The following is a 26,643-nucleotide window of genomic DNA, read 5'->3' on the forward strand; positions in this document are numbered from 1 at the left end:
TATGTACTCCAATCTCAAAAAACTTTATCTACTGCTCATTATTTTAATGATGCAGCTTTCCCATGGGCAAAAACAACAATTGCCCGAGTGGCAACCCGGTTTTTTGGACATACACCACATCAACACAGGTAGGGGCGATGCGGCTTTTATGGTTTTTCCTGATGGGACAACTATGTTGGTGGATGCCGGCGATATGTCCGAAACACATCCAAGGACAACATCGAGCAGAAATGCGAAGCTTGTTCCCAACAGGTCCAAAACGGCTCCGGAATGGATTGTGGATTATATTGACCAATTCCTGCCCAAAAACCAGGAACGAAAGCTGGATTATGCCTTGATCACCCATTACCACGATGATCATTTTGGAGAAATGGACTCTTTGCGAAATATTGCAGACGGAGGCTATCAATTGACTGGAATTATGGAGGTTGGCACCTTGATCCCAATTAAAAAAATGATTGACCGTGGATTTGATTTTCCAATCAACCTGAAAGATACCGAAGTCCAATCCCAAGAACGATTTTCCAAGGACGCCTACGGAATGATTCCGACCTTGAAGGAATATTGGAAATTCATTGCATATCAATCAGAAAAAGTTGGTCTTGAAAATGAAGCCCTGCAGGTGGGAAGTAACCATCAGATTATATTAAAGCACCATCCAAACGATTATCCCAATTTTTCTGTCCAAAACATAGCCTCCAACGGGAATATTTGGACAGGATATGACAATTCGTTTTACCCACTTTTTAAAAAAGGGGAATATCCCGGGGAAAATCCTTTGAGCAATGCCATCCGAATAGATTATGGTAAATTCAATTATTATACGGGCGGAGATATCTCGGGAATAGATGGTTTTGGGCAAGCCGATATGAATGCATTGGAGTCTTATGTGGCACCCGTTATCGGCGCTGTGGATGTGGCGACATTGAATCATCACGGCAATCGGGATTCACAGAACCCATTTTATGTGCGGACGATTCGCCCTAGGGTATGGATTCAGCAAAACTGGACGGCCGACCACCCAGGGGAAGAGGTCCTCAGAAGGATTACATCAAAAAAACTATACCCTGGTGACCGTGATATTTTTTCGACCATTATGCTGCAAGGCACAAAAGATGTGATTGGCGGCAGGTTGGATCTATACAAAAGCCAGAACGGGCATATAGTTGTTCGGGTGTACAACAATGGCGACACTTATAAGGTATATGTGTTGGACGACACCACGGAAGAAAGAAAAATAATAAGTGAACATGGGCCATATACAGCGCGATAAGCACAACTTGGAATCTGTTGTGGAAGGCGACATCAACCTAACTTCCGCTCGGAACGAATGGTTGCAAAACGAAGTAAGCGAAGAAACCAGACAACTATTGGAAAAAGATGCCAAGTACTTTATGCATCAATCTATGTCCACTCCTTGTTTGGATGTGCTCCAGAATTGTGAAGGCTCGCATATTGAAAGTGTATCAGGAAAAAAGTATCTCGATTTTCATGGGAACAACGTACATCAAATTGGGTTTTCCCATCCAAAAATGGTGTCGCGTTTAACTCAGCAATTACAAAGCCTTACCTTCTCCACCCGAAGATATGCCAATGAGACGGCTATTCGGTTTGCGGAAAAACTAACCTCATATACTCCCAAAGGCCTTGACCGTATTTTGCTTACTCCCAATGGTAGTTCTGCTATTGGAATTGCCCTAAAATTGGCAAGGGCCGTAACAGGAAAACATAAAGTAGTCTCATTCTGGGATTCGTTCCACGGGGCTTCTCTGGATGCCATAAGTGTAGGGGGCGAGTCCATTTTTCAGGAACATATGGGGCCATTAATGTCAGGTGTGGAGCGTATTCCGCCCCCAATCACCTATCGCGGTATTTTTGAAGGGGACGAAGAAAAAGCTTTGGAATATCTGCAATATGTTTTGGAAAAAGACCATCAGATAGGGGCATTTTTGGCAGAAACCATCCGTAATACCGATGTTCAGATTCCATCAAAAAAATTCTGGAAAGGGGCTAGGGAACTTTGTACCAAGCATAATGTACTTTTAATCTTGGACGAAATCCCGATCGCCTTTGGGCGCACGGGCAAAATGTTTGCCTATGAGCTTTTTGACATTGAACCGGACATTCTCTGCTTGGGAAAAGGACTGGGTGGAGGAATTTTTCCACAGGCAGCTATTGTAACCAGAGAGGAGTACAATAAGTTCGGAGATATTTCACTTGGCCACTATACCCACGAGAAAAGTCCATTGGGTTCTATGGCAGGATTAACCCTGATGGAAGTGTTGGAAGATGAAGAAATTCTTCAAAAAGTAAAGGAGGACCAAGAATTTATGCGGAAGAACCTGTACAAAATGTACCGTAAATATTCCTTGATCGGAGACGTTCGCGGTGTAGGACTTTTATGGGGCATTGAACTGGTGTCCGATAGAGCCACTAAGGAAAAAGCAATGGCCGAAGCTGAGGAAATCATGTACGAATGCCTAAGGCAAGGATTGAGTTTCAAAGTTTCCAAAGGAAACGTTCTGCAACTTTCGCCCCCCTTGACCATTACCAGAGAAGAACTGGAAACCGCATTCGAAATACTTAATTGTGCCTTTTTAAAAACCAACACCATAGCCTAATGAAAAAAATCAACTGTTTATGTATTGTTTTTTGTTTGGGAATAATGCAGATCGCTGCCCAGACCAAAACCGAAATTCTTGTGCAACCTTATTTGCAAGATGCCGAACCCAATTCCATAGTGGTCATGTGGGAAACCTCTAGCGGGGAAGAAAGTATTGTGGAGTGGGGAACCACCGAAAAGCTCGGCAAAAAAACCTCTGGAAAGGCAGAGGATATCAATTTTTCCGATTCCAGGGTCCACACCGTTAAATTGGAAGGACTCAAACGATTCACCGAGTACTATTATCGTGTAAAAACAGGAAAGGTACGATCGGATATTTTCCAGTTTAAGACACCCCCGTTTTCAAGTGACGAAGAGTCCTTCAATATAGTCGCTATGAGCGATATGCAATATGATAGTCAGCATCCAAACAAATTTTCCGAGATCGTGAATCAAGGGGTGCTAAAATATCTGGAAAAAGAGCATGGGGGCAAATTACCGAACAATTTGGCCATGGTTATGATTCCCGGTGATTTAGTGACTACAGGAAGCAAATACTATCAATGGAAGGAACATTTTTTTGATCCCGGCCAAAAACTTTTTGCAGAGGTTCCCGTGTATCCCGTTTTGGGGAACCATGAGAGAAATTCGGTTTTTTACTTCAAATATTTTAGCCTTCCGGAAAACGGAACACCTGCCTACGCCGAACATTGGTGGTACAAGGATTATGGCAACACCCGAATCATAGGATTGAATTCCAACGAGGGTTACCGTGACCTTCGAGAACAATACGAATGGTTGGAGCAAGTGTTGGCCGATACCGAAAAGAACAATGACATTGATTTTGTATTCGCCCAATTGCATCATCCGCACAAATCCGAGTTGTGGATTCCAGGGGAGGAAGAATCAACGGGAAAGGTGGTTAAGATGTTGGAAGCATTTTCTACTAAGACTGGCAAGCCAAGCATTCATTTTTTTGGACACACCCACGGTTATTCCAGAGGACAGTCCCGTGATCATAAACACTTGTGGGTCAATGTAGCCTCTGCAGGTGGAGCCATTGACAATTGGGGCGAATTTGAAGGCAGGGATTATGATGAGTTTACCGTTACCCAAGACGAATATGGTTTTGTAATGGTCGAGGTGGACGGCAATAGAAATGATCCTAAGTTTACGATTAAGCGAATTAGCCAAGGGAACAACATAAAGGCAAGAAAAAATGAACTGCGGGATAGCATCACTATTTGGAGGCTCAGTAAAAAGCCTGATGCGCCCAAGGTGGTTTCTCCAATCAATGGTCAAATTGTAGAGGATGAGTTTGCCATGTTGAAAGCCGGAGAGTTTTCCAGCTCACATAATGGGTCGTTCCATGCAGCATCCCATTGGCAAGTTTCCGAAACCCAGGATTTTGAAAAATTGGCATTGGATAGTTGGAAACAGTTCGAGAATTGGTACTACAAAGAAAATCGTCAAGAGGATGATGATTTAACAGACGAGAAAACCAGACGATTAAATCCAGGTACAACCTATTATTGGAGAGTCAGATATAGAGATCAGAACCTAAATTGGAGCGATTGGTCCGAAACGGCTACATTTAAAACACCACAGGAAAATGAAAAATAGAATTTTATTTTTGATGGCTGCTTTTGCAGCATTATTCAATATCAATGCGCAAAATGAAGCAGATACTAAGGTGATTTTGATCACTTTGGACGGTTTCCGTTGGCAAGAATTGTTCACAGGGGCCGATTCACTTTTGATAGACAACAAAGACTATGTCCATGATGCTGGAATGCTAAAAAAAGCCTTTTGGAGGGACACCCCAGAGGAAAGAAGAGTCGCTTTGATGCCATTTTTCTGGAATCAGGTGGAAAAAATGGGTCAAATCCATGGTAACAGAAACTTGGGGAGCAAGGTAAACTTGACCAACTCCATGTGGTTTTCTTACCCAGGTTACAACGAAATTTTAACGGGAACCGCCGACGATGACAACATCCGGAGCAACGATAAAATACCAAACCCCAACATTACCATTTTGGAACGGTACAATAACACTCCCGAAGGAAAAGGCAAAGTAGCCGCTTTTGGTAGTTGGGACGTGTTTCCGTTCATCATCAACGAAGAACGTTCCGGGATTCCAGTAAATGCAGGTTTTGAAGCTGCCACAGAAAATTTGAACGAAAGGGAAAAGTTCTTGAACCAACTTCAGGAGCAAATACCAAGTCCATGGGGATCGGTGCGATTGGATGCGTTCACGCATCATTATGCCTTGGAACACATGAAAAAGGAGCACCCAAAGCTGGTCTATATCTCCTACGGAGAAACGGATGATTTTGCCCATGATGGCGATTACCAAGCGTATCTTAAATCTGCAAATAATACGGACGGCCTGATTAAAGAAATCTGGGAATTTACCCAACAAGATGAATTCTACAAGGACCAAACCGTTTTTATCATCACAACCGACCATGGCAGGGGAACAGAGCCATTGGATACCTGGAGAAGTCACGGAAGTAATATAAAGGGGGCAGGGGCAGTTTGGGTGATAGTATTTGGAAAAGGCGTTAAACCCAAGGGGGAAATAGATAGGGAAGAGCAGTTGTACTCCAATCAGCTTGCACCTACCATACTACAATATATGCGAATTCCTTTTCCCAAAGGGATAAATCGCATTCCCATGAAATTATAGAAAACAAGTAGATTTTATTAGTTTAAGTTGTTTCAAAGGCATGGTTTTGATACTGTACCTTTTCTATAAAAGAAAGCTACCAGATCAAACAATTGTTTTGTTTTTTTGCCTAAAGGGGGATGGGACGGATACAGCGAACCGCAAAAAACGCATGTTTTGAACCATTGCAAGATTTGTCTTGGAAGCTTGTTGTTCAACTGTTTGTGTATGTTTTGCTATGTTCAATTTTAGTCGGCTAGGGGTGGTATACTATATCTGGCGGTTCTATATTTATAGAGTCGCTTGTCCTTTAAGTAATAAAGTAAATAAGGTACAGCAAATGAGTTTGACTTATTTTGTGTATCGAATTGGTGCCTTTTTTATTGCTATTATTTGAGTTCAAGTAAAACCAAATAAAACAAGAAAACCTGTAAATCAGTAATTTACAGGTTTGTTATGTTGTTTTGATGGTGTTTTAGTGGAGCCGGAGGGACTAGAACCTACCTTTGGAAAGCCCTTGTTTATTAGGGTTTTGAGCTTTTCAACATTTTATGCTCACCGAATAGGTCACTTTTCACTAATTAGGTGTTAACGAACTGAAAAACAATTATTCAAAAAAAAGCATTGTTGAACCAATTCAACAATGCTTTTTTTTGAATAAATAACTCCGACGAATACTGAGAATACGCCATAGAAACAAGAAAGTCGTAAAGGGAACCTAGTTGTAGTATCGTATTACTAACCAAGTTATTCGTATTTGTTTACTGTAGTATACAATAATTGACTAATTTTGTTTATCAAAGTAAGCAAAATGGAGTTTTTATTTGAGCAATTTCAGCAAAAGTTAAAGCATACTTCAACCGATTTTGTCAGATCAATTATGGATGAAATCCATTGGGAAGCAAGGCTGATTGGTATAAAAGGAGCAAGAGGTATTGGAAAGACCACACTTTTGCTACAATATATCAAGTTGCACCTTAGAAGCTCCCTTGGACAGACACTATATGTTAGCTTGGATGACATTTGGTTCAACCACCATTCCCTTATTGAATTGGTCCGCGATTTTGAACGTCAAGGAGGGCGATATCTTTTTTTGGATGAAGTACATAAATATTCAGGATGGGCGCAGGAACTAAAGAACATATATGATAGTTACCCGAACCTAAAAATCGTTTTTACCGGATCTTCACTCCTTGAAATTTTGAATGCTCGTGCCGACTTAAGTCGAAGAGCTGTGGTTTATACCATGCAAGGGTTTTCTTTCCGGGAATATATCGGGGTGGAATCGGGAACTCTCCTTAAACCATTGTCCCTTGATCAAATCTTGGAAAACCATATTGAAGTGACTCAACAAATCAATGACAAGATAAAGCCATTTCAATATTTCGAAAGCTACATTAAACATGGATATTATCCCTTTTATAAGGAAGAGCTCGACCTATACGAAATGCGCCTTGGGGAAGTGGTTAACATGATTCTGGAAATTGAATTGCCATTATTGCGAAACGTTGATATGGCCTATGTGACCAAAGTGAAACAGCTTTTGGTAATTATAGCCGAATCCGTTCCCTTTGTTCCGAATGTAAGCAAGTTGAGCGATAAGATTGGAATCAATAGAGCAACCTTATTGTCCTATCTAAATTATTTGGATGAAATCGGACTGACCCATAACCTTTATAAAGATGCCCATGGTATCAGCAAGCTCCAGAAACCCTCCAAGGTTTATCTGGAAAATACCAACTTAATCTTTCTCTTGGCACGGAATAATGCTAATATTGGGAATCTAAGAGAAACTTTTTTCTCCAATCAATTGAGTTATCGGCATTCGCTTGGATATACCGATTTAGGCGACTTTTTGGTTGATGGTCAATTCAACTTTGAGATTGGGGGCAAAGGGAAGGGCCATAAACAGATAAAGACAGTGGCTAACTCCTATGTCGTGGCTGATGATATATTGTATGCCTCCCAAAACAAAATACCGCTTTGGCTTTTTGGGTTTCTTTATTAGTTAATTGTCAGCATTGTATGTGCCGAATGGTTTAGACCAATTAAGACACAAAATTTAAGCCATCCAATATTTGGTTTTGGTGACATGAAATTCAGGTTTAGCTGAATGTCCTCCAACGGTCTGTATAAGAGTAGAGGCAGACTTAATAGCAGTTTCTTATCAAGTTATTAAGTAGTGGAAAAAACAGGCCTTGTATACCACCTTAGCCGGAAAAAATGAGCATAGTTAAATAGGTGATATCATACAGTTATACTGTATCTTAGAATGAAATATTAGGTGAGATGATTTTTCCGTTTTTAGTGGTTCTCAGTATCCGTCCTTTCCACTTTGGTGGGAAAAGAGATTTTAAAGTTTATCGCTATTGATCAATGCTTCCGTGCAAAAAAAGAAGAACTAAATATTCGATTGTATTACTGTTATAGCAGTAATATTTGAATAACATGTTGGTGTAGATGGATAAATAATAAAGCATCGTTAAATTTACTGTTATAGCGGTAAAAAAATATAAATTATTGCTTTTAAAAACCTTTTTTTAAATAAAATATTTATATTTACCGCTAAAACGGTAATATATGGTTGATTTAGGTTTGTTGGTTAAAAACCATCGCAATAGAGCCGGGCTGACACAGCTTGAATTGGCCAATTTGGCCGGTATAGGTAAGACAACCGTCTTTGATATCGAAAAAAATAAGGAAACTGTTCGTTGGAGCAACATTCTAGCCGTACTCCGTGTCTTGAACATAACCGTGGAATTTAAAAGCCCATTGACTGATAACAAATGAGAAAGGCATTGGTATATGCCCATGGAAAAAGGGCAGGGGTTTTAACAGAATTGTCCCAATCGAAATATAGGTTTGATTATGATGACGATTACAGTGGTCAGGCGATTTCATTGACCATGCCCGTTAACGAAAAGGGATTTAGTTTTGATGGGTTTCCTCCCTTTTTTGAAGGGTTGTTGCCCGAAGGTATCATGTTGGAAGGTCTACTTAGGATTTCCAAAATTGATCAAAAGGATTATTTCTCCCAATTAATGGCCACCGGTGCTGATTTGGTAGGTGCTGTAACTGTAGAACCTATGGAAGATGAATAGGTGTCCTATCACATATGAACAGTGCGGTACGGCAAAGTATAGTGAGAAAGGGCTCAAAATGATTGCCGCCAAGTTAACCGGTTTATATGATTTGCCCTATACAGCTTCGGAATTAAGGAGAGAGGCGGCAAACAGGGCAAAGAAATTATCCATACAGGGCGTGCAGCCTAAATTAAGTGCGAGTATTTCCGTAGTCGACCAGGAATTTAAAGTTGTGGACCAATTTGGGACTTATATCATAAAACCCCAAAATGATATTTTTCCCCAATTGCCCGAGAATGAAGACCTCACTATGCGAATGGCCAAAGTCATTGGGATCAATGTGCCTTTTCATGGTATGGTTTATGGCAAAGACGGTAGTCTGTCCTATTTTATCAAGCGTTTTGACAGATATGGCAAGGGAAAAAAATATGCAACGGAAGATTTTGCCCAATTGACAGGAAATACCAGGGATACCAAGTATCGTTTTAGTATGGAGAAATTGGTGTCCGTTATCGAAGAATTTTGTACGTTTCCAGTAGTTGAGAAAGTAGAATTTTTCAAAAGGATAGTTTATTGTTTTGTGACTGGCAACGAGGACATGCACCTTAAAAACTTTTCCCTAATTACAAAGAATGGCAAAACGACGTTGGCACCTGCTTACGATTTGTTGAACTCCTCCATTGCGATCAACAATCCTGAAGAAGAAATCGCATTGACCCTGAAAGGAAAGAAAAGTAATTTGAAAGCCTCAGACTTTATGGATTACTATGCGAAGGAAAGATTGCAATTGAATGATAAAACTGTAGAAACCATACTTCAGGATATGTTTCAGGCAAAGGAGAAATGGGAGGAGCTCATATCGGTTTCTTTTCTTTCCGATGACATGAAAGAAAAGTATTCCAAAATACTTGAGCATCGGTTGAAAATGTTTTAACGATTCATTTAGTAGTGTTTTAAAATCCATATTGTAACTATATGACTAGATAATCGGATATTTTCCGATTATGTATGCTTTTTTTGACAACTATACTAGGGTGTGCTCAATTCTTTTCTGTTGAGGTGGTATGGTTTGACCAGCGTTTCCAGTTATGTCGTGGTATTTGGAACATAAAAAGGGAAATATTTCTTTATTAGAAGATTGGTTATGACTGTTATATTAAACATTACAGCCGTTTATGCGTATATTTGTTTAATATAATAAACTAAAAATGATTGATTCACTTTCAATAGGGGAAGTCAAAAAAACCTTGGGAAGTCTTTGTAGGCAGCAACGCCAAAGGTATGAAATGTCACAGACGGAACTAGGAGAAGCTTTGGGCATATCCCGTTATACCATCCAAAATTTTGAAAATGGAAAAAACGCCACCTTGGATACTTTCCTGAAAATTGCTAAGCACTTTGACCTGATGGACGATTTTTACAGGGCATTGCATGGTATAGCTGACACCAATAACCCGGAATCCATGTATTGATATGGCAAAGAACGATATTATAAGGGTTTGCCTTTTTGATACAGAAATCGGAAGATTGGGATACGATGTTGACAAACGTGCTTCCTTTTTTCAATACAGTCCCAAATTCTTGGATACCAATGTGTTTTCCAGAGTTTTTCCATACATCTTCAAACGGATAAAACCGGTCCAAGTCTTTACCAAATACCAAGGGGAAACCTTTCGCGGACTACCTCCCATGATTGCGGATTCATTGCCGGATATGTTCGGCAACATCATTTTCAAAGAGTGGTTGGAATCCACCAATCGGGATTTTCAAAAGATAACACCGTTGGAGCAGCTTACCTATGTTGGTAACCGGGGTATGGGGGCCTTGGAGTATGAGCCCATTGCAGAAATTCCAGATTCAACCACCATCGATATAGCCGAGGTTGTTGAAGTGCTCCAAGAGGTTTTGGAATTGAAAAAGGGAACTTCCGGAAAGTCGCTTGATGAAACATCACTTTTGAACATTTTTAAAATCGGTACATCCGCAGGAGGGGCAAGACCCAAGATTTTGATATCGGAACATAAGGAAACAGGCAACATCGTTCCAGGAGATATTCATTATGGTAAGGATTACCATCATTACCTGGTCAAATTAAACCTTGATGAAGATGGTCCCAAACAATACAATCGGGAGAAAGTGGAATATGCCTACTACTTAATGGCCAAAAAAGCCAAGATATATATGATGCCTTCCAAATTGATTCAGGGCAGGCACTTTGCTACCCTGAGATATGACCGCCAAGCGGGCTCAAAGCAGCATGTACTGACTGCAAGTGGCCTGACAGGATGGGATTTCAAAAAACCAGAGGATTCAAGTTATGAAAACCTTTTCAAGCTGGCCCTCGACCTAAAGGTGCCTTATCGGGATATTGTTCAGTTGTTTCGAAGAATGGTATTTAATGTCATCTATGCCAATACTGACGATCATCTGAAGAACCATAGCTTCATCTACCAAAAGGAGAATGACTCGTGGGAATTGGCTCCTGCCTACGATCTAACCTATCCCCTTAACATAAATTTGAATTATAGCAATGTGTCCAGGGCCCTTTCAATTAATGGTAAGCGTTCTGAAATACTGTTGGAAGATTTAATGTCCCTGGCCGAGACCCATGCCATTCGCGATGCTAAAGGAATCATTGAAGAAGTCCAACTTGCAGGTAGCGATTGGGAGGAAATTACCAATGATTTAAAAATTCCCGTGGATGTTACTAAGGCCATTTTAGGGGAGTTTTCTGAACTGATTTAAATCCAGTCCAACCTACCAGGATAATAGCCTTACCTTAATCTACTTTTTTTGGTTGTAGTTTCTTCAAGTTGTCTTTTTATCATTTTAGTGAACGTATTCACCATAAATACATATTTTTGGTGAATAAATACGCTGAAAGAGAATTTGGAATAAAAAATTATACCAGCTACAGTTTATATTTTTCTTTTATGGGACAGCTAGCCTTGGCTTGTGTATAATGGCTGCTTAGCCGGAGATAATACCTTCTTCAGGAAGAACTATACAGTTAAAAACGGGTGCAATAAATGAAAAGTGGGTACTTTTTATCCTTATTAATAAAATATTGGCGCAAGCTATTTTAAAATAAGTGCGCCACAATAAAAATAGGTGCAAACATGATGGTCATATAAAAGGTGGGCGCGAGCACAAAGCTATTTGAATCTATGTCATTTGTAAATACTAGTGTGAAAAATCAAGTATTATCGGATTTCTTCCGACTCTGTGCTTCTTTTATAACAGTTCGGTTTTTAAGGAGAGCTTACCTACAACATATGCTCATACACGATTTTCGACTAGAAGAGATTCCAATTTGGTTATTTGTAATGAAGTTTTAGGAAAAAATTATTAATCTGTTTATCTTAATTTTCCTAAAATAGCGGGTTAAAAAAGTACTTTTGTCCAAATGGAAATCATACTGCAAAAAACGGTCAAAGATAACCATTGAAAACGGATATTTTTGAACCATTAAGAAAGCGTTTCAGACTACGCCATAAAGGGTTTGCAATAAATATTGCTATGCTCACATTAATCCGGCGGAGGTTGTATACTATGTACGTCCTTTCCACCAGATAGCGTTCTAGGTGAGGGTTTAGGCCGATTTTTCCCGAAGGGATTTATGAAATGATTTTTAATAAAAATAGGGGTGTTTTAATGTAACTATCATTATAGTGGTAATTATTATGTATATTTGTATATAACTATCATTATAATGTCACTTATTACTCAAAGAAGAGCTCAAAAAAGAATAGCTCAGAACATGAGGGATCTGCGCCTTGGAAGGGAATTGACCCAAAAAGGATTGGCGGAGCGCTCGGGAGTAAGCTTATCCTCGTTGCGTAAATTCGAACAAAAGGGAAGCATTTCCCTGGAATCTTTTTTAAAGTTGGCCCTGACGCTGGGGTTTATGGATAAGCTTATAACAGTTACCGAACCTGTGGAAAGCAATTTTTCATCCATCGATGATGTATTGGCCAAAGATGATAAAAAGCCCAAAAGGGGTAAGCACGAATGAGCACTTATATTTCTATAAATGAATTAAGGGTAGGGATAGATTTTGGAAAAAATACTATTCCAGTGGGCCGCTTGGCCATTCGGGATTATAAAACATATTTTGAATACGACACGGATTTCATAAAAACAGGATTGGAAATATCCCCGATCAAACTTCCCCTTGGTCCTGGACTTCAGGTGTTCGACTATCAACCCTTCGAGGGGTTGCCCGGTGTCTTTAATGACAGTTTGCCGGATGGTTGGGGGAGGCTGCTGTTCGACCGGTATATTCGAAGTCAAAATTTGTTGCCAGATGATTTTTCATCTTTGGACCGGTTGACCCATGTTGGTGCAACAGGACTTGGGGCTTTGGTGTATGAGCCTGATTATAGTATGAAGGATACTGAAAAAGATACGATAGATTTGGATATACTTTCGCAGCACACTCAGGAGATTTTGGATGGAGCGGCCGATGAGGTGCTGGAGGAACTTATCAATCTGAATGGTTCATCTGCGGGAGCCCGTCCGAAAGCCCTTATTGGCTTGGATACTAAAAAAAACCACATTATATCAGGAAAACATGACCTTGGGCCCGACCATGAGCATTGGCTGGTCAAATTTGCAAACAGTAGCGATGGTAGCGATGCCGGTGCAATCGAGTATGTATATGCCCTTATGGCCAAGGAAGCTGGTGTGGATATGATGCCCGTACATCTATTTAATGCGGCAAAAGGTTCCGGCTATTTTGCTACCCAACGCTTTGATAGGGAGGGAGATAAAAGATTACATATGCATACAGCTAGTGGTCTATTGCATTCGAACTTTAGGACTCCATCCCTGGACTATGAAGATTTGATTGCCCTTACGGGTGCCCTTACCAAGGATGTGCGGGAAATTGAGAAAATGTTCCGTCTTGCCGTATTCAATGTGCTCTCCCATAACCGGGATGACCACGGTAAGAACTTTTCTTTTGTTATGGGTGAAAACGGGGAGTGGAAATTATCCCCCGCCTATGACCTGACCTTTTCATCAGGTCCACGGGGACAACAGAGTACCATGGTCATGGGAGAGGGACAATCGCCTTCCATTGGACATTTATTGAAATTAGGGGAGGAAGCAAGTTTAAAAGAATCCAAGGTCAATGAAATCATAGACCAAACCAAGCATGCCCTTGGTTATTGGGAAACTTTGGCTGACGAACATGGTGTGACAAAAACGAACATCAAGTTGATTAAATCCAGAATAGGGACTATTTGATCGAAACAAACGGTGACTATTTCAGGTATGATCAAGGTCGAATTGCGTTGGTTCAATTAACTCGCTTTCGGTATTTCCCATACCCGTTCCACCCATTAAAGTACGGATCTTGATTTTAGGTAATCATAGATCTCGTATTGGGATCTGACTTTTTTGTCGCCCATACCTCCTTTGACATAGTCATTGCTGGACGCTGGATCGATGTGACCTGCCTTTACGTTATCGGAGAGTTGTATGTGCAGGATGTCCTCAGTTCTTTGAACACTTCGCTGTCCAAGATTGGGGTGTCCGATAAAGGAATATGGTACAAATAGTAAATACAACTTACCTTTCAATAACAAACGAGTACAAGAAAAATTTGAATAGGAAACTACATCAAAAAATCTCTGAAATTACTACTATTGATTACTTTAACATTTGAGCGATAGGTTTCGGTAAATGATTTTGGAATTTTTACTTTTACTTTTGGGTTCCATTTGAACTCATAGGCAGTTACTTCACCCGAGACTTCCTGGATGAGCCGGATGGTTGAGACCACCAAAACGGAAAATAAGAGCCACCTAATTTTTGGATTTAGTGATTTTAAGATCAGGCTTTTGCGTTAGTCTTGAGGGTGCTCAATTCTATCCGGCGAAGGTGGTATACCATGTCCGGTGTTTCCAGTCTTGTACCGGGTCTTCCTGGAATAAGTGAGCCAATCTAGCTAACGAGTTTGGTCGATCGTTTTATGGAGCAAGGTCCACTGTTTTCTTTCCATAAAAATGGAGCGGCAAAAATGCTATTGGAGGGTACAGATTATTTGAATTTCCTTAGGTGAGTTCAATATAAATTTCTGTTCTTACGCCATGGTTGGAGTTGGTAATATCGAATTTGTACCTATCCTGATAGAGTGCTTGCAAACGTTCTTTCATGTTGATAATACCAATACCACTATCCGAATAGATAGGGTATTTTGGAAGTTTTTTACCATTGTTTTCGACACTGATGATCAAGGTATTTTCTTTTTCTTCTATAGTAAGGTCAATTAAAAGCTTTTTATTTTTCGGAGAAAACCCATGTTTGATAGAGTTTTCAATAATGGATTGGATCAATAGTCTAGGGATTTTGATATGATGGGTGGATTTTTCTACCCTTTGGGTAATGATCAAATCCTCTTGAAAACGCTGTTTTAAAATATTGACATAATGCTCTAAAATTTCCAGTTCCTCCTGAATCGATATCAGGTTCTGACTGTCGATTTCCAAAAACTTGCGCAATAGATAGCTGACATCGGCAATCATGTCTTGCGCCGTATCCGGCTCCCTTTTGATCAAACTCGAAATACTATTGAGGGTATTGAACAGAAAATGAGGATTTAATTGGTTTTCAAGTGTTTTTAGTTTCAACTTGATCAAATTGTTTTCCAATACCTTCTTTTCCAATTCCTGACTTCTGATCTGACGCAAATAAAAATAGCTATATACAATCAGCAGCATCGCACAGTATAGCAATATATTGGTGGTCACGTTAAAGAAAAAAGTGTGGGTGACCTTTTCAAAAAAGTTGTAATCGCTATTGATCAAATCGTAATCCAATAACAGGGGCGATATAAACCCCGTTAAGTAACTTTGTACGGCGGAGAGCATGACATGTATGGGGATGATGGTGCGCCAAGACATGTTCTTGACAAGGAAGTATTTGGTGAGTGTGGCCACACTGCCCATAAAAAGCAGGACCAGCAACCAGTCAAAGGCACTGACAAGCATTAAACCGGGCAAGTCGTCCACCACCTTTCCCGGGCCTTGATACAAATAGTAAAAGCTTCTGGAAAAATCCACCAAGGCAATAAAGGTGTAAAACAGCACCAAATACTTTAGCAAACGTGGTTCGATATATTTTTTCAGTGATTTCAACATTACAATACTCCTAATTTGGTCAATGTTTCCTTTCGGTAGGATTTACTGATTCTAAAAAGCCGCTGGTCGTTCATACGGATATCAATTTCGTTGTAATCCGAGTGTACCAATTCCATGATATAATCAATATTGATTATGGTAGATCGGTGTATTCTTAAGAATTGGGGCTGTCCCAATTGGGGGAGCAAGTTTTTAAGGGAGTCGCGAATCACGTATTTTTTTTCACCAATGTAAATCTCTGCGTAATAGCTAGAGGCACAAACATACTTGATTTGGCCTGTGTTGAGCAAGATGGTCCTGTTGTTTTGTTTGATTGGAAATTTTCCTGAATTGGAGGTATTGTTCAGTCCTGGTTTGACCTCCAGACCGTTCAAAAATTCCCGCATCCGCTCCTCGTAGTCCAAATGTTTCATTCGTTCGAGGATGCGTTCCAGGGTCTCATGAAAGCGTTTGTTCTTAAATGGTTTTAACAAAAAATCCAAGGCATAATTATTAAAGGCATCCACAGCATATCGATCATATGCGGTGGCAAAAATAACGATGGGCATTTTTTTTGGGTGGATGTTTTTGAGTACGTCGAACCCGGTCATGTCCTTGAGTTCTATGTCCAAAAAAATGACATCAGGGGACAGTTGGTTCACTTTATTGATGGCATCCTCTCCATTGGGGCATTCTGCGATAATAGTGAATTCACCTCTATCCTCAAAGAGTTCCAAAATTCGTTTTCGGGCCAGCAACTCATCGTCTATTATAATTGTTTTAAAGGCCATGCCGCATGGATTTTAGGTGAATTTAGCAAATAAGAAGTTAAGTCGGACACTGTTTGGAAGGAGTAAAAATCAATATTAAGGTATTGGCATCACAATTAAAGGCGTTCAATGCGATCAGGGATCCGTTCAAATCATTGTACAAAAAAACGGTCATTCTTCTTTTAGCTTCGTTCAGATTCAACGAAAAAATCACAACATCTGGGGTCCTAATGTACCCTGTGCTCTTTTATGGCTAATTCATCAAAATCGTTTACACTATGTGCAGGTCTATTGTAATGCCCCTATTTCTTATCAGTACCATTTTTGGTTATGCTCAACAGCCTATCGAAGGTATCGTGGTGGACCTAGAGGATAATCCGATCGCTTTTGCAAATATTGTTGCTCAGCTAAAAATGGATTCCACCTTGGTAAAGGGTGCTATTACGGACATGGAGGGACGTTTTGAATTGGAATTGCCAAATCACGGCGACTGTTTTTTAACCATCTCCTATGTAGGCTTCAAGACCAAACAGATTTCAACTATTGAAAAATTGGATTTGGAGACCATTTATCTGGAAGCCAAGGCCGAAGCGTTGGACGAAGTGGCCGTAGTCGCAGAGAAACCGTTTGTTCAGCGAGAACAGGACAAACTGGTCGTAAATGTACAGAACAGTATTGTCAGTGCCGGGGGGACCACTTTGGAGGTGCTCGAAAAATCACCGGGTATCATTGTTGACCAAGACGATAATATTTCCCTGAGCGGTCGTTCCGGGGTCAGGATCTATATAGATGATAAGGATACGCGCTTGCAAGGCGAACAATTGGCCAATTTGCTTCGAAGCCTTCCTTCTTCGAATATAGAAAAAATTGAGATTATCAGCAATCCTTCCGTTAAATATGAGGCCCAAGGTAACGCTGGGATCATCAACATCGTGACCAAGAAGGGAAAGTTGTACGGCACTAACGGAAGCATCACCCTTAGCCCCGGACACGGTAGGTTTGTCCGTTGGAGCAATAGTTTGGATTTTAACCATAGAAACGAAAATTTCAATGTTTTTGGACAATACTCCTTTGCCACCATGAACCGATATCAGGAAATTGTAATTGACAGGGTATTTCTTGAAGGGGATGAACCAATGGCCTATTATGACCTACAGAATGATTTTGAGCTCCCCATGAAGAACCATAACGCCAGATTGGGCATGGATTTCAATGCCGGTGACCGAACTACTTTTGGTATCCTATTTTCTGGCTTGACGAGTGTCAATGAAAATCAATCCACCAGCCATGTACTCGGGTACGATGTGGACAGGCAACCGATTTCCGAAGAGCTAACGACCACCGACATTACATCGAAATGGAACCAGTTTACGACCAATTTCAATGCTCGGCACACGTTTAAGGGCAAATCCAGTATCGATTTTAATTTTGACCACGCCAGGTACAACAATGGTTCCGACCAATGGTTTGTTTCCGATTTTGAGTTTTTTGATAGGGGAACCACCGCCCAAGAAATTCTTTTGGGTGATGTGGACGGTTTTTTAAACCTAACAGGGCTCACCTTGGATTATGTATTGCCCTTGGATAAGGGCAATCGTTTGGAAGCTGGATGGAAAAACACCTGGGTCAAGTCCGATAACGATTTGCGCTATGTGAACGATCGCAATGGGGTCCTGGTTCCAAATACGAATTTGAGCAACCGTTTTATTTATGATGAGGCCATTTATGCTGCTTATGTCAGTCTTAACACCAACAAGGAGAAATGGAATGCCCAGATTGGCTTACGTGCCGAAAGCACCTTTATACAAGGGAACCAAGTTACTACACAAACCGTTTTCGAAAATGACTATGTCAACCTTTTTCCAACGGCTTCGTACAATTATACCTTTAATGAAAAACATGCCTTGGGGGCTTCCTTTGGACGACGTATCGACAGACCGAGTTATGGACAGCTCAATCCGTTCAGGACTTTTGTAAACACCAATACCTACAGGGAGGGAAATCCCTTTTTGCAACCACAGTTCACGTGGATTACCGAGCTTAACTATACCTTCGCACAACGGTACTATGTGGCGTTGAACATGGGATATACCTCGGATAATTTGAACATGGCCATTATTAGAAATGGTGATGAGGAAGTCGTTGTGGTAAAGCCCATCAATATTGATAAATTAAGGGATTATTCGTTAGTGGCCAGTTTTCCGGTCACCTTTTTCCATTGGTGGAGGAGCAATTGGAACGTCAACGCATCCATTCGGGATTTTGATGGGGAAATCAATGGATTTAATTTTAATCGCAATAATCCCATAGTCAGCATGAACACCAATCATAATTTTGACCTTGGAAAGGGGTATCGATTGCAGGTGAATGCCTTTTATCTTTTCCCCCATTACGGGACCATAACCAGGGCAGAGACAATTTCCGCCTTTTCCTTGGGAATTCAAAAGAACATTTTAAAGGACAAAGCTACTCTCCGCTTTAACTTTAATGATATTTTTTGGAATCAGTATCCAACAGGCCGGACCCAATTTGGGAATCTGGACGATTCCTTTACCAGTTATAGGGATACACGATATGCGACCCTATCGTTTACATGGCGCTTTGGCAAGCAGACCGTACAACCACAACGAAGGCGTCAATCAGAGATACAGGATGAGCTGAACAGGGCCAGGCAAACTGAAAACAATGGATAAAGGAAAGTTTGCCTAATTTGTAACCATAAATCTTAACTTGGGGTAACTATGAAACGGATATGGATAGGTATGGTTTTGATAGTAGGACTGTTGCACCCGCTGCGTGCACAGGAATTTGGCACCCTTCTTTTTGAGGTCAAACATCCCAATAGTGACAAGGTGTCTTATTTGTTTGGGACCCACCATGCCTTTAGTAAATCCTTTTTCGATACACTTTCTGTGGCTAAAACAAAGTTGCTTACGGCAGAAACGGTCGTATTGGAAAGCCTAGACATTCCAGGCAAGAATTCCGAGGATATTATCAATGTTCGTCCAAAGCGAACCAGTTGGAAAAGCTATTTGGATAAAGATGATCTCGCCTATGTCAGGAACTTGCTAAGTAAAAGTCCTGTGGACTTTGAGAAAATGCTTCCTGCAGAACTCCATGCCACCCTATACAGAATTTATAACATCAAAAAATGTAAGACCCGTTCGGATGTCGATCCCGACCTAAGCTTGGACGGGTATGTAGGTGCTCTGGCCAAAACGAACGGAAAAGCCTTGATCGGACTGGAAAGCGTGGCGGAACAGTTGGATATTATGGCAAAGGACTTAGCGGGGATGCCACGAAGGATACATAAAAGACGCTTGGCCGCCATTGTTTATCGATTACGAAATGAAACCGCTACTGTTAACTGTGAGGAGGTCAATGTATACAAAAATCAACAATTCGACTTCCAGCTAGAAGCTGATTGCAAAAACGCCGTGATGTTGACCGATAGGAACAGTAGGTGGATGGAAACCCTACCCGAACTTTTGTTGCGGAAAAACTGTTTTGTAGCCGTAGGCTTAAGCCATTTGCGATTTAAGTGCGGGTTGATAGCGCAATTAAGGGAAAAGGGTTTTTTGGTAACGGTCCTTCCCTCCATACAGTCCTGACTAAATAATACCCTTTCTTCTCGGGGTAAAGAAAACCCAGGCTGTAAGGGGTAGTGAACTTGATTCAAATCTTTAAGCCAAAAGGCATGAAAGCGATATTTTTAGGTATACTATATTGTATGATCACTGTCCAAGTGACGGCACACCCTAACGGGAACATGATAGTGACCAAAAACGATTGTGTGCTTTGGTCCTATGTTTCACCAGTGGGCGATATTGATCACCATGCCAGTATTATGTTATGGGATGGGTCATCGGAACCGGAATTGTGGTTACGATCCGAATTCGAAGCCAGCGATTTTTTTATGCATGCAACAGAGGAGTCCATTTATATTATGGAACGTAGGCATCAGTACAGTACGGACACTTTTATGGCCAGGGTATGGAAGACCTCCCTGGACTTGGAATCCCCAAGGGTTATTTGGGACTGGTTTGTGGATACATGGCGCATAGGGGAGGGAGGGTTTCAGATGCTATCCGACTCCAAATTGGTCTTTGTGAGCTATCCCAAGATATATGTTCTTATACCCGGAGGAAAGCCGACCCCATATTTTGAATTTCCTTCGAAATTGGTCAAAATGAGACCGGTGGGTGAAAACATATTGCTTATTGGAAATGACATGATTTGGTTAACCGATCATAGTGGAAGTATAATGAAGGAGTGGAAGGGGCTATTACAAAAGGTAAGGCAGAATATGCCCTTGAACAGGAACCAAATATTCGATGCGGCCTACATGGACGGTACTTTGTTATTGGCTTATTGGGGCAATAGGTCGTTTGATTTGATTGATAACACTGGTAAAAGAAGGCTTTTGGATCAATTGGCGCCCCCTTGGGTACCCCATTGGGTCGCTTTTGTCGATGGAAATCCATTGCTTTTTGCTTCGTATATGGATTTCAAGAATGGCTTTACCGAAGACAGGTCCAAAACGACCATACGCCCCAACCTTGTGATGCTGACCGATTTGGGAAAAGTATCGGTTTGGACCCAAGAATAGCACCATTGCTATACTACCACGACGGGTAATTACAATATTTCCATTGAATTCAGATAAAGGTAAGTTCACATCAAAACTGAATTCAATTACTTCAAAACAGTAAAATTTTGAATGGGGAGGAGCTAATTTAACCTATAAATTCAGCGATGTCCTATGAAACATCTTACGATAATAGCGACTTTGATAGCCGTACAATGGATGGGAGCAAAAGCCACAATGGCTATGGAAGGTAATTATCATTTTGGTTATTTGGGGGGCATTCCATTGGAAGACAAAACTACAATATACGCTATGGGCATGGTGTTCCGTGAAACTCCCTTTGCGGATATGAGAGGCGCTGGAATCGTGAATAGAAAGGATGTGGACAATTTGAAACATTTTGAACTTGATTACGATTCTAAGAATAGATTGGTAGAAGTGAGGTATATGCTGAATGACCAATTGCTTCCCTACGCAGATCGCTTTGTCCGTGCATCCAAGATCATTATTACATATCAGGATAGTTTGGAAATACGGACCTTTTTCAACGAATACGGTCATCGTACCCTGGTTGCTGGAAATGTATATAGCACTTTAATTGTCAAGGATGCGCATAACCGGCGAAAAAGCTTGACCTTTTTAGGGTTGAACGACGAACCCGTTGCAAATGATTTTGGCATAGCATCCTATCATTGGAAAGTGGAAAGTGCAAATCAGATTGTGGAATCACGATTTGATCTGGAAGGGAATTTGGTGCGCAATCGCCCTGAATTTCAATTTATGGTCACGCGTTTTAGGTTTGATGATACGGGTATGCTTGAGCGAATGACCCATTTAGGTTTGGATGGGCAACATATCACGGTCGATGATGCGGGGGCGGCCCATATTGAGGTAAAATATGACAGTCTTGGGAGATTGGTGGAATGGGCCAATTATGATACAGAAGACCAATTGGTGAAGGGCATGACCGGTATCGCTAAAATCCGATACGAACCCTCGCCATACGCTACGGAACAAAAGGCTTTCTTTTTCGATGAAAAAAATAATCCCATGAGTACCCCTTGGGGCGTTCACGGTGTCCTATATCAATTTGATGCCTTTGGAAACGTGGTGGACAGAAGGTTTGTGGGGGAGTTCAACAATCCTGTAGATACAAAAAATGGTCTGGGCATAGAGAAAACGCACTATACCCCTGATGGAAAGCATGTCCAGGCGACCGCTTATTATGATAAAACGGAGCAACCCATTGGATTTGGAGCAAACCGGATACATAGGATCTTAGTAGAATGTGATGCTAAGTCGGAGCTTATAAGAACCTCCTTCAGAAACCTCGAGGGTGAATTGGTCAATGGATGGTATGGCTATGCCATTGAAGAAAAGGTTTTTGATGAAAAGGGTAGAATGGTAGCGTTACGTTATATGGATTCCGAAAAGGAAATGGTCAATAATGAGGAACTAGGAGTAGCTGAATTTAGGTATGACTATAATTGTAGCGATGCATTGGAAGGGTTCGAAGCCTATAATCAGGAAAGTGTGAAGGTGGAACCCATTTGGAACCCTGTTCATTAAATAAGACCTATGAAATCTTTTAAATTAATCATCATTTTTCTTTTAGCCTACCAATTTTGTCAGGGACAAAATAATAATGGCAATACTATTAATCTATTCAATTCCATTGTGGAGGCATACTCAAATACAGGCTACTTCAGTGGTGTTGTATTATTGGCTAAGGGTGACAGTATTGTTTATAATCAAGCCTATGGACATGCGAGTAAAGAATGGAAGGCTCCAAATTCAATCGACACTAAGTTCAATTTGGGATCCATCACCAAAATTTTTACTGCCGTGGGGATAATTAAACTGGTCGAGCAGGGAAAATTAAAATATGAAAACACTATTGCAGATATTATTTCTGATTATCCTAATAAAGAAGTGGCAAAGTCGATAACCATACATCAGTTGCTTACACACACTTCAGGCATTATGAGAGACTTGGAAAATGCTACTGCTGATATCTCACATTATAAATTAGTTAATGAGTTTAATGAAGGCTATGAAAATGAGCCTCTCAGTTTTCCTCCAGGCGAATTTAACTATTCGAATGTTGGATATTTTTTGTTAGGTCGGGTAATAGAGGTGGTTGCCAATAAATCATATTATGATTTTATTCAAGAAGAAGTATTTAACCACTTGGAGATGTCTAATACTGGCTTTTATGAGGTAAATAAATTAACAAACAATTTGGCTTCGGGTTATACACAATTAGATAATTATGAACCAACGCCCAATGGTGAATTGATAAATAGTATGCTTATGCTGCATACTAAAGGCAATCCTGCAGGGGGAAATCACGGTACTGCTAAAGACTTGTTCAAATTCTCAAGGGCCCTGCACAGTGGTAATTTCATAAAGCCCAAAAGTTTAAAAACTATGTTACCCTCTGATTCCAGTAATTACGGTTATGGAATCAAAAAGTACGACTATGGCAATATGGAATCTTACGGGCATGACGGTTTGTTTCCTGGGTTCAGTTCGTATATGCAATACTATCCCGATAAGGATATCACATTAATTGTTTTGGCAAATTATGAATTTGGGGCAGGCTATATTTCAAGAATTTTAGGTGATATCCTAGCCAATGTAGTTCCTGAAATGCCGAAAACCTTAACCGCCGATCAAGTAAATGAGGTTATAGGGGATTATGAATTTACTTCTGGAAATAATAAGGGACAGCAAATCGAATTTAAAAAAGGTTTTGCCCAAGATATATGGGTCAACGATGATTTGAGGTTTATTCCCATAAAGGATGGCCTGTACCATCATTTTTCTGACCCAAATATTAATTTAAAATTCACCAAAAGCAATGATGTAATCACTGGATTCAGATTTATACAGGATGGGAAAGCCCAAAGCGAAGCTAAAAAAATCAAAGCATCGGAAAAGGACAGTAATGTAGCAAAAGCAATCGATAAAAATACACTGGCAATTTATGAAGGTAAGTATCTGAGCAATAGAAAAACAAAAAGGGGAGAAGACATTATTGCTATAATTAGAGCAAATGATAATGGGTTGCATATGGAGTTCTCCCCAAAAAATCGAATACAATTTTTGTTATTGGAAAACGATACATTTTTTGTTGATGGGGAACGTTATTTTCAAATTCATTTTGAAAGAAATAGTGAAAATATAATAACCGGTATAAGAACTATTGTCAGAGGTGAAGAAATAGATTCTTTTACGAAACTTTGATGGTTTGCCGTGGTAAACGATTACTCTCAAACATGTAGAGAGCTTAGTAAAACGATAGTAAAAAAGTACGATGGAAAAAATATTTCATTATATAACATTCATGTTTTCACAATACCCACTATTTAAGAGATAGCTATAGAGGTCTGATTATTGACCAAGATAGGGAATAGGTTGAAATATTGTATGATAGTAATTTTTATTGATAACCTGTCAATTACAACCTTAGCAACTTAAAAATTTTGAATAAAAAAGCATTGGCGGAAGGGGTAAGGACTTAAATGTGACATTTTAAATGAAGTCAAAACATTGTTTATTAATTGCGGCATTAGTTATCATGTGTAGTTCGTTTATTGTTACAAGACACGATACTAAGGATGAAGAGTATATTGTTTACGGTAGAAGAGGTTTTGAGTCACTTGCCGTATTTGAAGATGGTAATGGTACTTTAATTGATGAACAATGGGTACTTACGGCCCGCCATATTGCGGACAATCAAAAACCTGGAAGCATTGTCGCAATTAATGGTGCCGAGTTCAAGGTGGAGGAAGTAGTATTATACCCTCAAAAGCCAACTGACGATCTTTTTGAAAAGAAAGATCTTGGGCTGATTAAACTCAATCAAAAAGTAAAAGGCGTTGCACCTGTTAAATGTATCAAGAAGTCACCTAAAATTGGAAGCATATTGTATTTGGCAGGAAACGGTGATATGGGGAACGGAAAAACCGGCCCTATACTACAGGATAAAAAAATTAGAGCAGCAACAAATACCTTGGATAGCTTAAAAGACCACTTCATCTCTTTTGTGTTTGACCCACCAGATAGTGGTAAGGCAACCAAGTTGGAGGGAATCCCTGGGCCTGGCGATAGTGGAGGTCCAGCTTATATAAAAGAAAATGACGTATTGGTGTTGGCAGGTGTAAGTTCTTTCGAATTAATTGAAAATAGCCAGAATCAGGGACGTTACGGGGCTAGAAATTACTATCCCAATGTTAGTTTTTTTGCGGATTGGATTGAGTCAACAATTAAAGGAGAAGATTACTATAAAACAAATATGGATGGGAAAGAAATTGTTTCAATAAAGAGAGTGGATGGGTCGTACTATTTAGAAATTGACGGAAAGAAGGCATCAAAGGTTGAAATCATGAAATATGGAGAAAAAGTATTGAAAGAGTTACAAATGGTCAAAACATCTTCAACAGATGATATTATTGATGTTAATAACCCTATTATAGTTTTCAGAAAATATATAGAAAATGTTTCTGGTTTTAATGATGTAAATAAGGTAGGCGGTTTTAAGCTTGACAAATATGAATTACGGGTTGGAGATAAGACAATGCCAACAAAAATAAAAGATCAAGCAATAAAAAAGTTTGAAGAATTATTTGGCCGTCCTCTTGGTAATAATCAGATTAATGCAAAACCATCCAATTGAGGGGCAATAATTTTTAAAATAAATAACACTATCGCAGATCAAATCCCAATAGTAAAAACAAGGCAATTACCATTAAAGGTTCAAAATAGAGACCATGAAAAAACAATTCTACCTTATCATGATGCTACTTTCCATAGGTCACTCCTGTAAAAGTACTAATAGCGAAGAAGTGAAGATCGATAAATGGAAACAAGAAATTGTAGATGCAGAGGCCGCTTTTGCAAAAATGGCCAACGAGTATGGAATGAACAAAGCCTTTGCAGCGTATGCTGCTAATGATGCAGTTCTAATGCGTGGGAATCAAATTATAAGTGGGAGGGAAGCCATTGTCGAATTCATGCAAAACCAAGACTCAAAGGAATTGGCCTGGAAGCCAGAATATATCGATGTATCCAATTCTGGCGATTTAGGCTATTCTTATGGGTATTACACATTTGCCTATCCTGATTCCTCAGGAACCTCGGTAGAGGTTAAAGGTGTGTTCCATACGGTTTGGAAAAGGCAACAGGACGGAAACTGGAAATTTGTTTGGGATTAAACATGGTAAAAGCTAAAAGAACATTTCAAACTGGATGCCATAAGGGGAGATGCCATAATTGGTATACTTATACTGAACATTATCTATAAAAAGGCATAGGACTTTATAAACCAAAAACCATAGATATGACAAAGTTGATTATCACAACAGTATTGGCAGTAGCAGTTTCTTTTTGGGGTTTGGCTCAGGAGAGCCATACTGTCCAATCCCATATCCAAAAGATTGTAGAGCGCTATTTTGAAGGGTATGCAATAGGAGATTCCACCGTTTTGAAGGAAGTATTTCATCAGGATTTCCGTTTAAGTTGGAAAGATCCTTGGCGAAATCAACTTACCCATGTGGATAGATCGGGACTTTTTTCATTTTTTGATGCCAACTGGTCCAAGCTATCCATCAGTTCAGAAATAAACGAGATACAAGTTTTCAATAATTCCGCGTATTGTAGGGCGACGGTCACCTTGGAGGGCATCGTTGCCTGGTTGGATCATATCAATCTACTGAAGCTCGAAAATGGGCGTTGGTGGATTGTATCCAAAGTATCTGAGGGAAGAATCATCAATTAAAATCAAAAATCAAAATCAAAAAACAA

The 26,643-nt window shown here is 40.1% G+C and carries 24 protein-coding genes; 21 read left to right on the forward strand and 3 right to left on the reverse strand.

Annotated elements, in window-relative coordinates:
- Nucleotide 1: 1 nt before the first annotated feature.
- The 12 genes from AC13CS_RS11300 (at nucleotide 2) to AC13CS_RS11355 (ending at nucleotide 13,603) form a co-directional block, all read left to right on the forward strand.
- Entirely contained in the window at nucleotides 2-1,273 is a 1,272-nt protein-coding gene (locus AC13CS_RS11300) for an MBL fold metallo-hydrolase (protein WP_293167447.1), read from the forward strand.
- On the forward strand, nucleotides 1,251-2,621 hold the full coding sequence (gene pbfA / locus AC13CS_RS11305; RefSeq protein WP_293167445.1) for a (R)-1-hydroxy-2-aminoethylphosphonate ammonia-lyase: 1,371 nt from the start codon (nucleotides 1,251-1,253) through the stop codon (nucleotides 2,619-2,621). The genes AC13CS_RS11300 and pbfA overlap by 23 nt, the downstream gene beginning before the upstream one ends.
- Nucleotides 2,621-4,225 (forward strand): fibronectin type III domain-containing protein, encoded by a 1,605-nt coding sequence (locus tag AC13CS_RS11310; RefSeq protein WP_293167443.1) that lies wholly within the window; start codon nucleotides 2,621-2,623, stop codon nucleotides 4,223-4,225. The genes pbfA and AC13CS_RS11310 overlap by 1 nt, the downstream gene beginning before the upstream one ends.
- Nucleotides 4,215-5,291, forward strand: a complete 1,077-nt coding sequence (locus AC13CS_RS11315) for a sulfatase-like hydrolase/transferase (protein ID WP_293167441.1) — start codon at nucleotides 4,215-4,217, stop codon at nucleotides 5,289-5,291. Before AC13CS_RS11310 ends, AC13CS_RS11315 begins: the two co-directional genes overlap by 11 nt.
- A 790-nt stretch (nucleotides 5,292-6,081) precedes the next feature.
- The gene (locus AC13CS_RS11320) at nucleotides 6,082-7,278 is read left to right on the forward strand and encodes an ATP-binding protein (RefSeq protein WP_293167439.1); all 1,197 of its coding nucleotides are present in this window, start codon (nucleotides 6,082-6,084) and stop codon (nucleotides 7,276-7,278) included.
- Between the two features lie 572 nt (nucleotides 7,279-7,850).
- Entirely contained in the window at nucleotides 7,851-8,060 is a 210-nt protein-coding gene (locus AC13CS_RS11325) for a helix-turn-helix domain-containing protein (RefSeq protein ID WP_293167437.1), read from the forward strand.
- Entirely contained in the window at nucleotides 8,057-8,371 is a 315-nt protein-coding gene (locus AC13CS_RS11330; RefSeq protein WP_293167435.1) for a HipA N-terminal domain-containing protein, read from the forward strand. The genes AC13CS_RS11325 and AC13CS_RS11330 overlap by 4 nt, the downstream gene beginning before the upstream one ends.
- Nucleotides 8,364-9,287, forward strand: a complete 924-nt coding sequence (locus AC13CS_RS11335) for a HipA domain-containing protein (RefSeq protein WP_293167433.1) — start codon at nucleotides 8,364-8,366, stop codon at nucleotides 9,285-9,287. The genes AC13CS_RS11330 and AC13CS_RS11335 overlap by 8 nt, the downstream gene beginning before the upstream one ends.
- 274 nt (nucleotides 9,288-9,561) lie before the next feature.
- Nucleotides 9,562-9,825 (forward strand): helix-turn-helix domain-containing protein, encoded by a 264-nt coding sequence (locus AC13CS_RS11340; RefSeq protein WP_293167431.1) that lies wholly within the window; start codon nucleotides 9,562-9,564, stop codon nucleotides 9,823-9,825.
- Between the two features lies 1 nt (nucleotide 9,826).
- Nucleotides 9,827-11,098, forward strand: a complete 1,272-nt coding sequence (locus AC13CS_RS11345; RefSeq protein WP_293167429.1) for a type II toxin-antitoxin system HipA family toxin — start codon at nucleotides 9,827-9,829, stop codon at nucleotides 11,096-11,098.
- Nucleotides 11,099-12,065: 967 nt separating this feature from the next.
- A complete protein-coding gene (locus AC13CS_RS11350; protein ID WP_293167427.1) occupies nucleotides 12,066-12,368 on the forward strand; it encodes a helix-turn-helix domain-containing protein in 303 nt (100 codons plus the stop codon).
- Nucleotides 12,365-13,603 (forward strand): type II toxin-antitoxin system HipA family toxin, encoded by a 1,239-nt coding sequence (locus AC13CS_RS11355; RefSeq protein ID WP_293167425.1) that lies wholly within the window; start codon nucleotides 12,365-12,367, stop codon nucleotides 13,601-13,603. Before AC13CS_RS11350 ends, AC13CS_RS11355 begins: the two co-directional genes overlap by 4 nt.
- Before the next feature lie 95 nt (nucleotides 13,604-13,698).
- Here AC13CS_RS11355 and AC13CS_RS11360 read toward each other — a convergent pair whose 3' ends face one another.
- The 3 genes from AC13CS_RS11360 to AC13CS_RS11370 all read right to left on the reverse strand — a co-directional run bounded on the left by AC13CS_RS11360 (nucleotide 13,699) and on the right by AC13CS_RS11370 (nucleotide 16,268).
- Nucleotides 13,699-13,926 (reverse strand): hypothetical protein, encoded by a 228-nt coding sequence (locus AC13CS_RS11360; RefSeq protein WP_293167423.1) that lies wholly within the window; start codon nucleotides 13,924-13,926, stop codon nucleotides 13,699-13,701.
- Nucleotides 13,927-14,412: 486 nt separating this feature from the next.
- On the reverse strand, nucleotides 14,413-15,498 hold the full coding sequence (locus AC13CS_RS11365) for a histidine kinase (RefSeq protein ID WP_293167421.1): 1,086 nt from the start codon (nucleotides 15,496-15,498) through the stop codon (nucleotides 14,413-14,415).
- Nucleotides 15,498-16,268 carry a LytR/AlgR family response regulator transcription factor gene (locus AC13CS_RS11370; protein ID WP_293167419.1) on the reverse strand — a complete coding sequence of 257 codons (771 nt, stop codon included), beginning with the start codon at nucleotides 16,266-16,268 and terminating at the stop codon, nucleotides 15,498-15,500. The genes AC13CS_RS11365 and AC13CS_RS11370 overlap by 1 nt, the downstream gene beginning before the upstream one ends.
- Nucleotides 16,269-16,321: 53 nt before the next feature.
- Here AC13CS_RS11370 and AC13CS_RS11375 point away from each other — a divergent pair, with 53 nt between their 5' ends.
- The 9 genes from AC13CS_RS11375 to AC13CS_RS11415 all read left to right on the forward strand — a co-directional run bounded on the left by AC13CS_RS11375 (nucleotide 16,322) and on the right by AC13CS_RS11415 (nucleotide 26,617).
- Nucleotides 16,322-16,504: a hypothetical protein gene (locus AC13CS_RS11375; protein ID WP_293167417.1), complete on the forward strand. Its 183-nt coding sequence runs from the start codon at nucleotides 16,322-16,324 to the stop codon at nucleotides 16,502-16,504.
- Between the two features lie 21 nt (nucleotides 16,505-16,525).
- Nucleotides 16,526-18,940, forward strand: a complete 2,415-nt coding sequence (locus tag AC13CS_RS11380; RefSeq protein ID WP_293167415.1) for an outer membrane beta-barrel protein — start codon at nucleotides 16,526-16,528, stop codon at nucleotides 18,938-18,940.
- Nucleotides 18,941-18,988: 48 nt separating this feature from the next.
- The gene (locus AC13CS_RS11385) at nucleotides 18,989-19,858 is read left to right on the forward strand and encodes a TraB/GumN family protein (protein ID WP_293167413.1); all 870 of its coding nucleotides are present in this window, start codon (nucleotides 18,989-18,991) and stop codon (nucleotides 19,856-19,858) included.
- 119 nt (nucleotides 19,859-19,977) lie between these two features.
- Entirely contained in the window at nucleotides 19,978-20,856 is an 879-nt protein-coding gene (locus AC13CS_RS11390; protein ID WP_293167411.1) for a hypothetical protein, read from the forward strand.
- A 153-nt stretch (nucleotides 20,857-21,009) separates the two neighbouring features.
- Nucleotides 21,010-22,404, forward strand: coding sequence for a hypothetical protein (locus AC13CS_RS11395; RefSeq protein ID WP_293167409.1), 1,395 nt, complete (start codon nucleotides 21,010-21,012; stop codon nucleotides 22,402-22,404).
- 9 nt (nucleotides 22,405-22,413) lie between these two features.
- Nucleotides 22,414-24,084, forward strand: coding sequence for a serine hydrolase domain-containing protein (locus AC13CS_RS11400; RefSeq protein ID WP_293167407.1), 1,671 nt, complete (start codon nucleotides 22,414-22,416; stop codon nucleotides 24,082-24,084).
- A 292-nt stretch (nucleotides 24,085-24,376) separates the two neighbouring features.
- Nucleotides 24,377-25,516 (forward strand): trypsin-like serine protease, encoded by a 1,140-nt coding sequence (locus tag AC13CS_RS11405; protein ID WP_293167405.1) that lies wholly within the window; start codon nucleotides 24,377-24,379, stop codon nucleotides 25,514-25,516.
- Nucleotides 25,517-25,610: 94 nt separating this feature from the next.
- Entirely contained in the window at nucleotides 25,611-26,054 is a 444-nt protein-coding gene (locus AC13CS_RS11410) for a nuclear transport factor 2 family protein (protein ID WP_293167403.1), read from the forward strand.
- Between the two features lie 125 nt (nucleotides 26,055-26,179).
- Nucleotides 26,180-26,617 (forward strand): nuclear transport factor 2 family protein, encoded by a 438-nt coding sequence (locus AC13CS_RS11415; RefSeq protein ID WP_293167401.1) that lies wholly within the window; start codon nucleotides 26,180-26,182, stop codon nucleotides 26,615-26,617.
- Nucleotides 26,618-26,643 lie beyond the last annotated feature (26 nt).

The organism is Flagellimonas sp. B-3 (assembly GCF_056857835.1).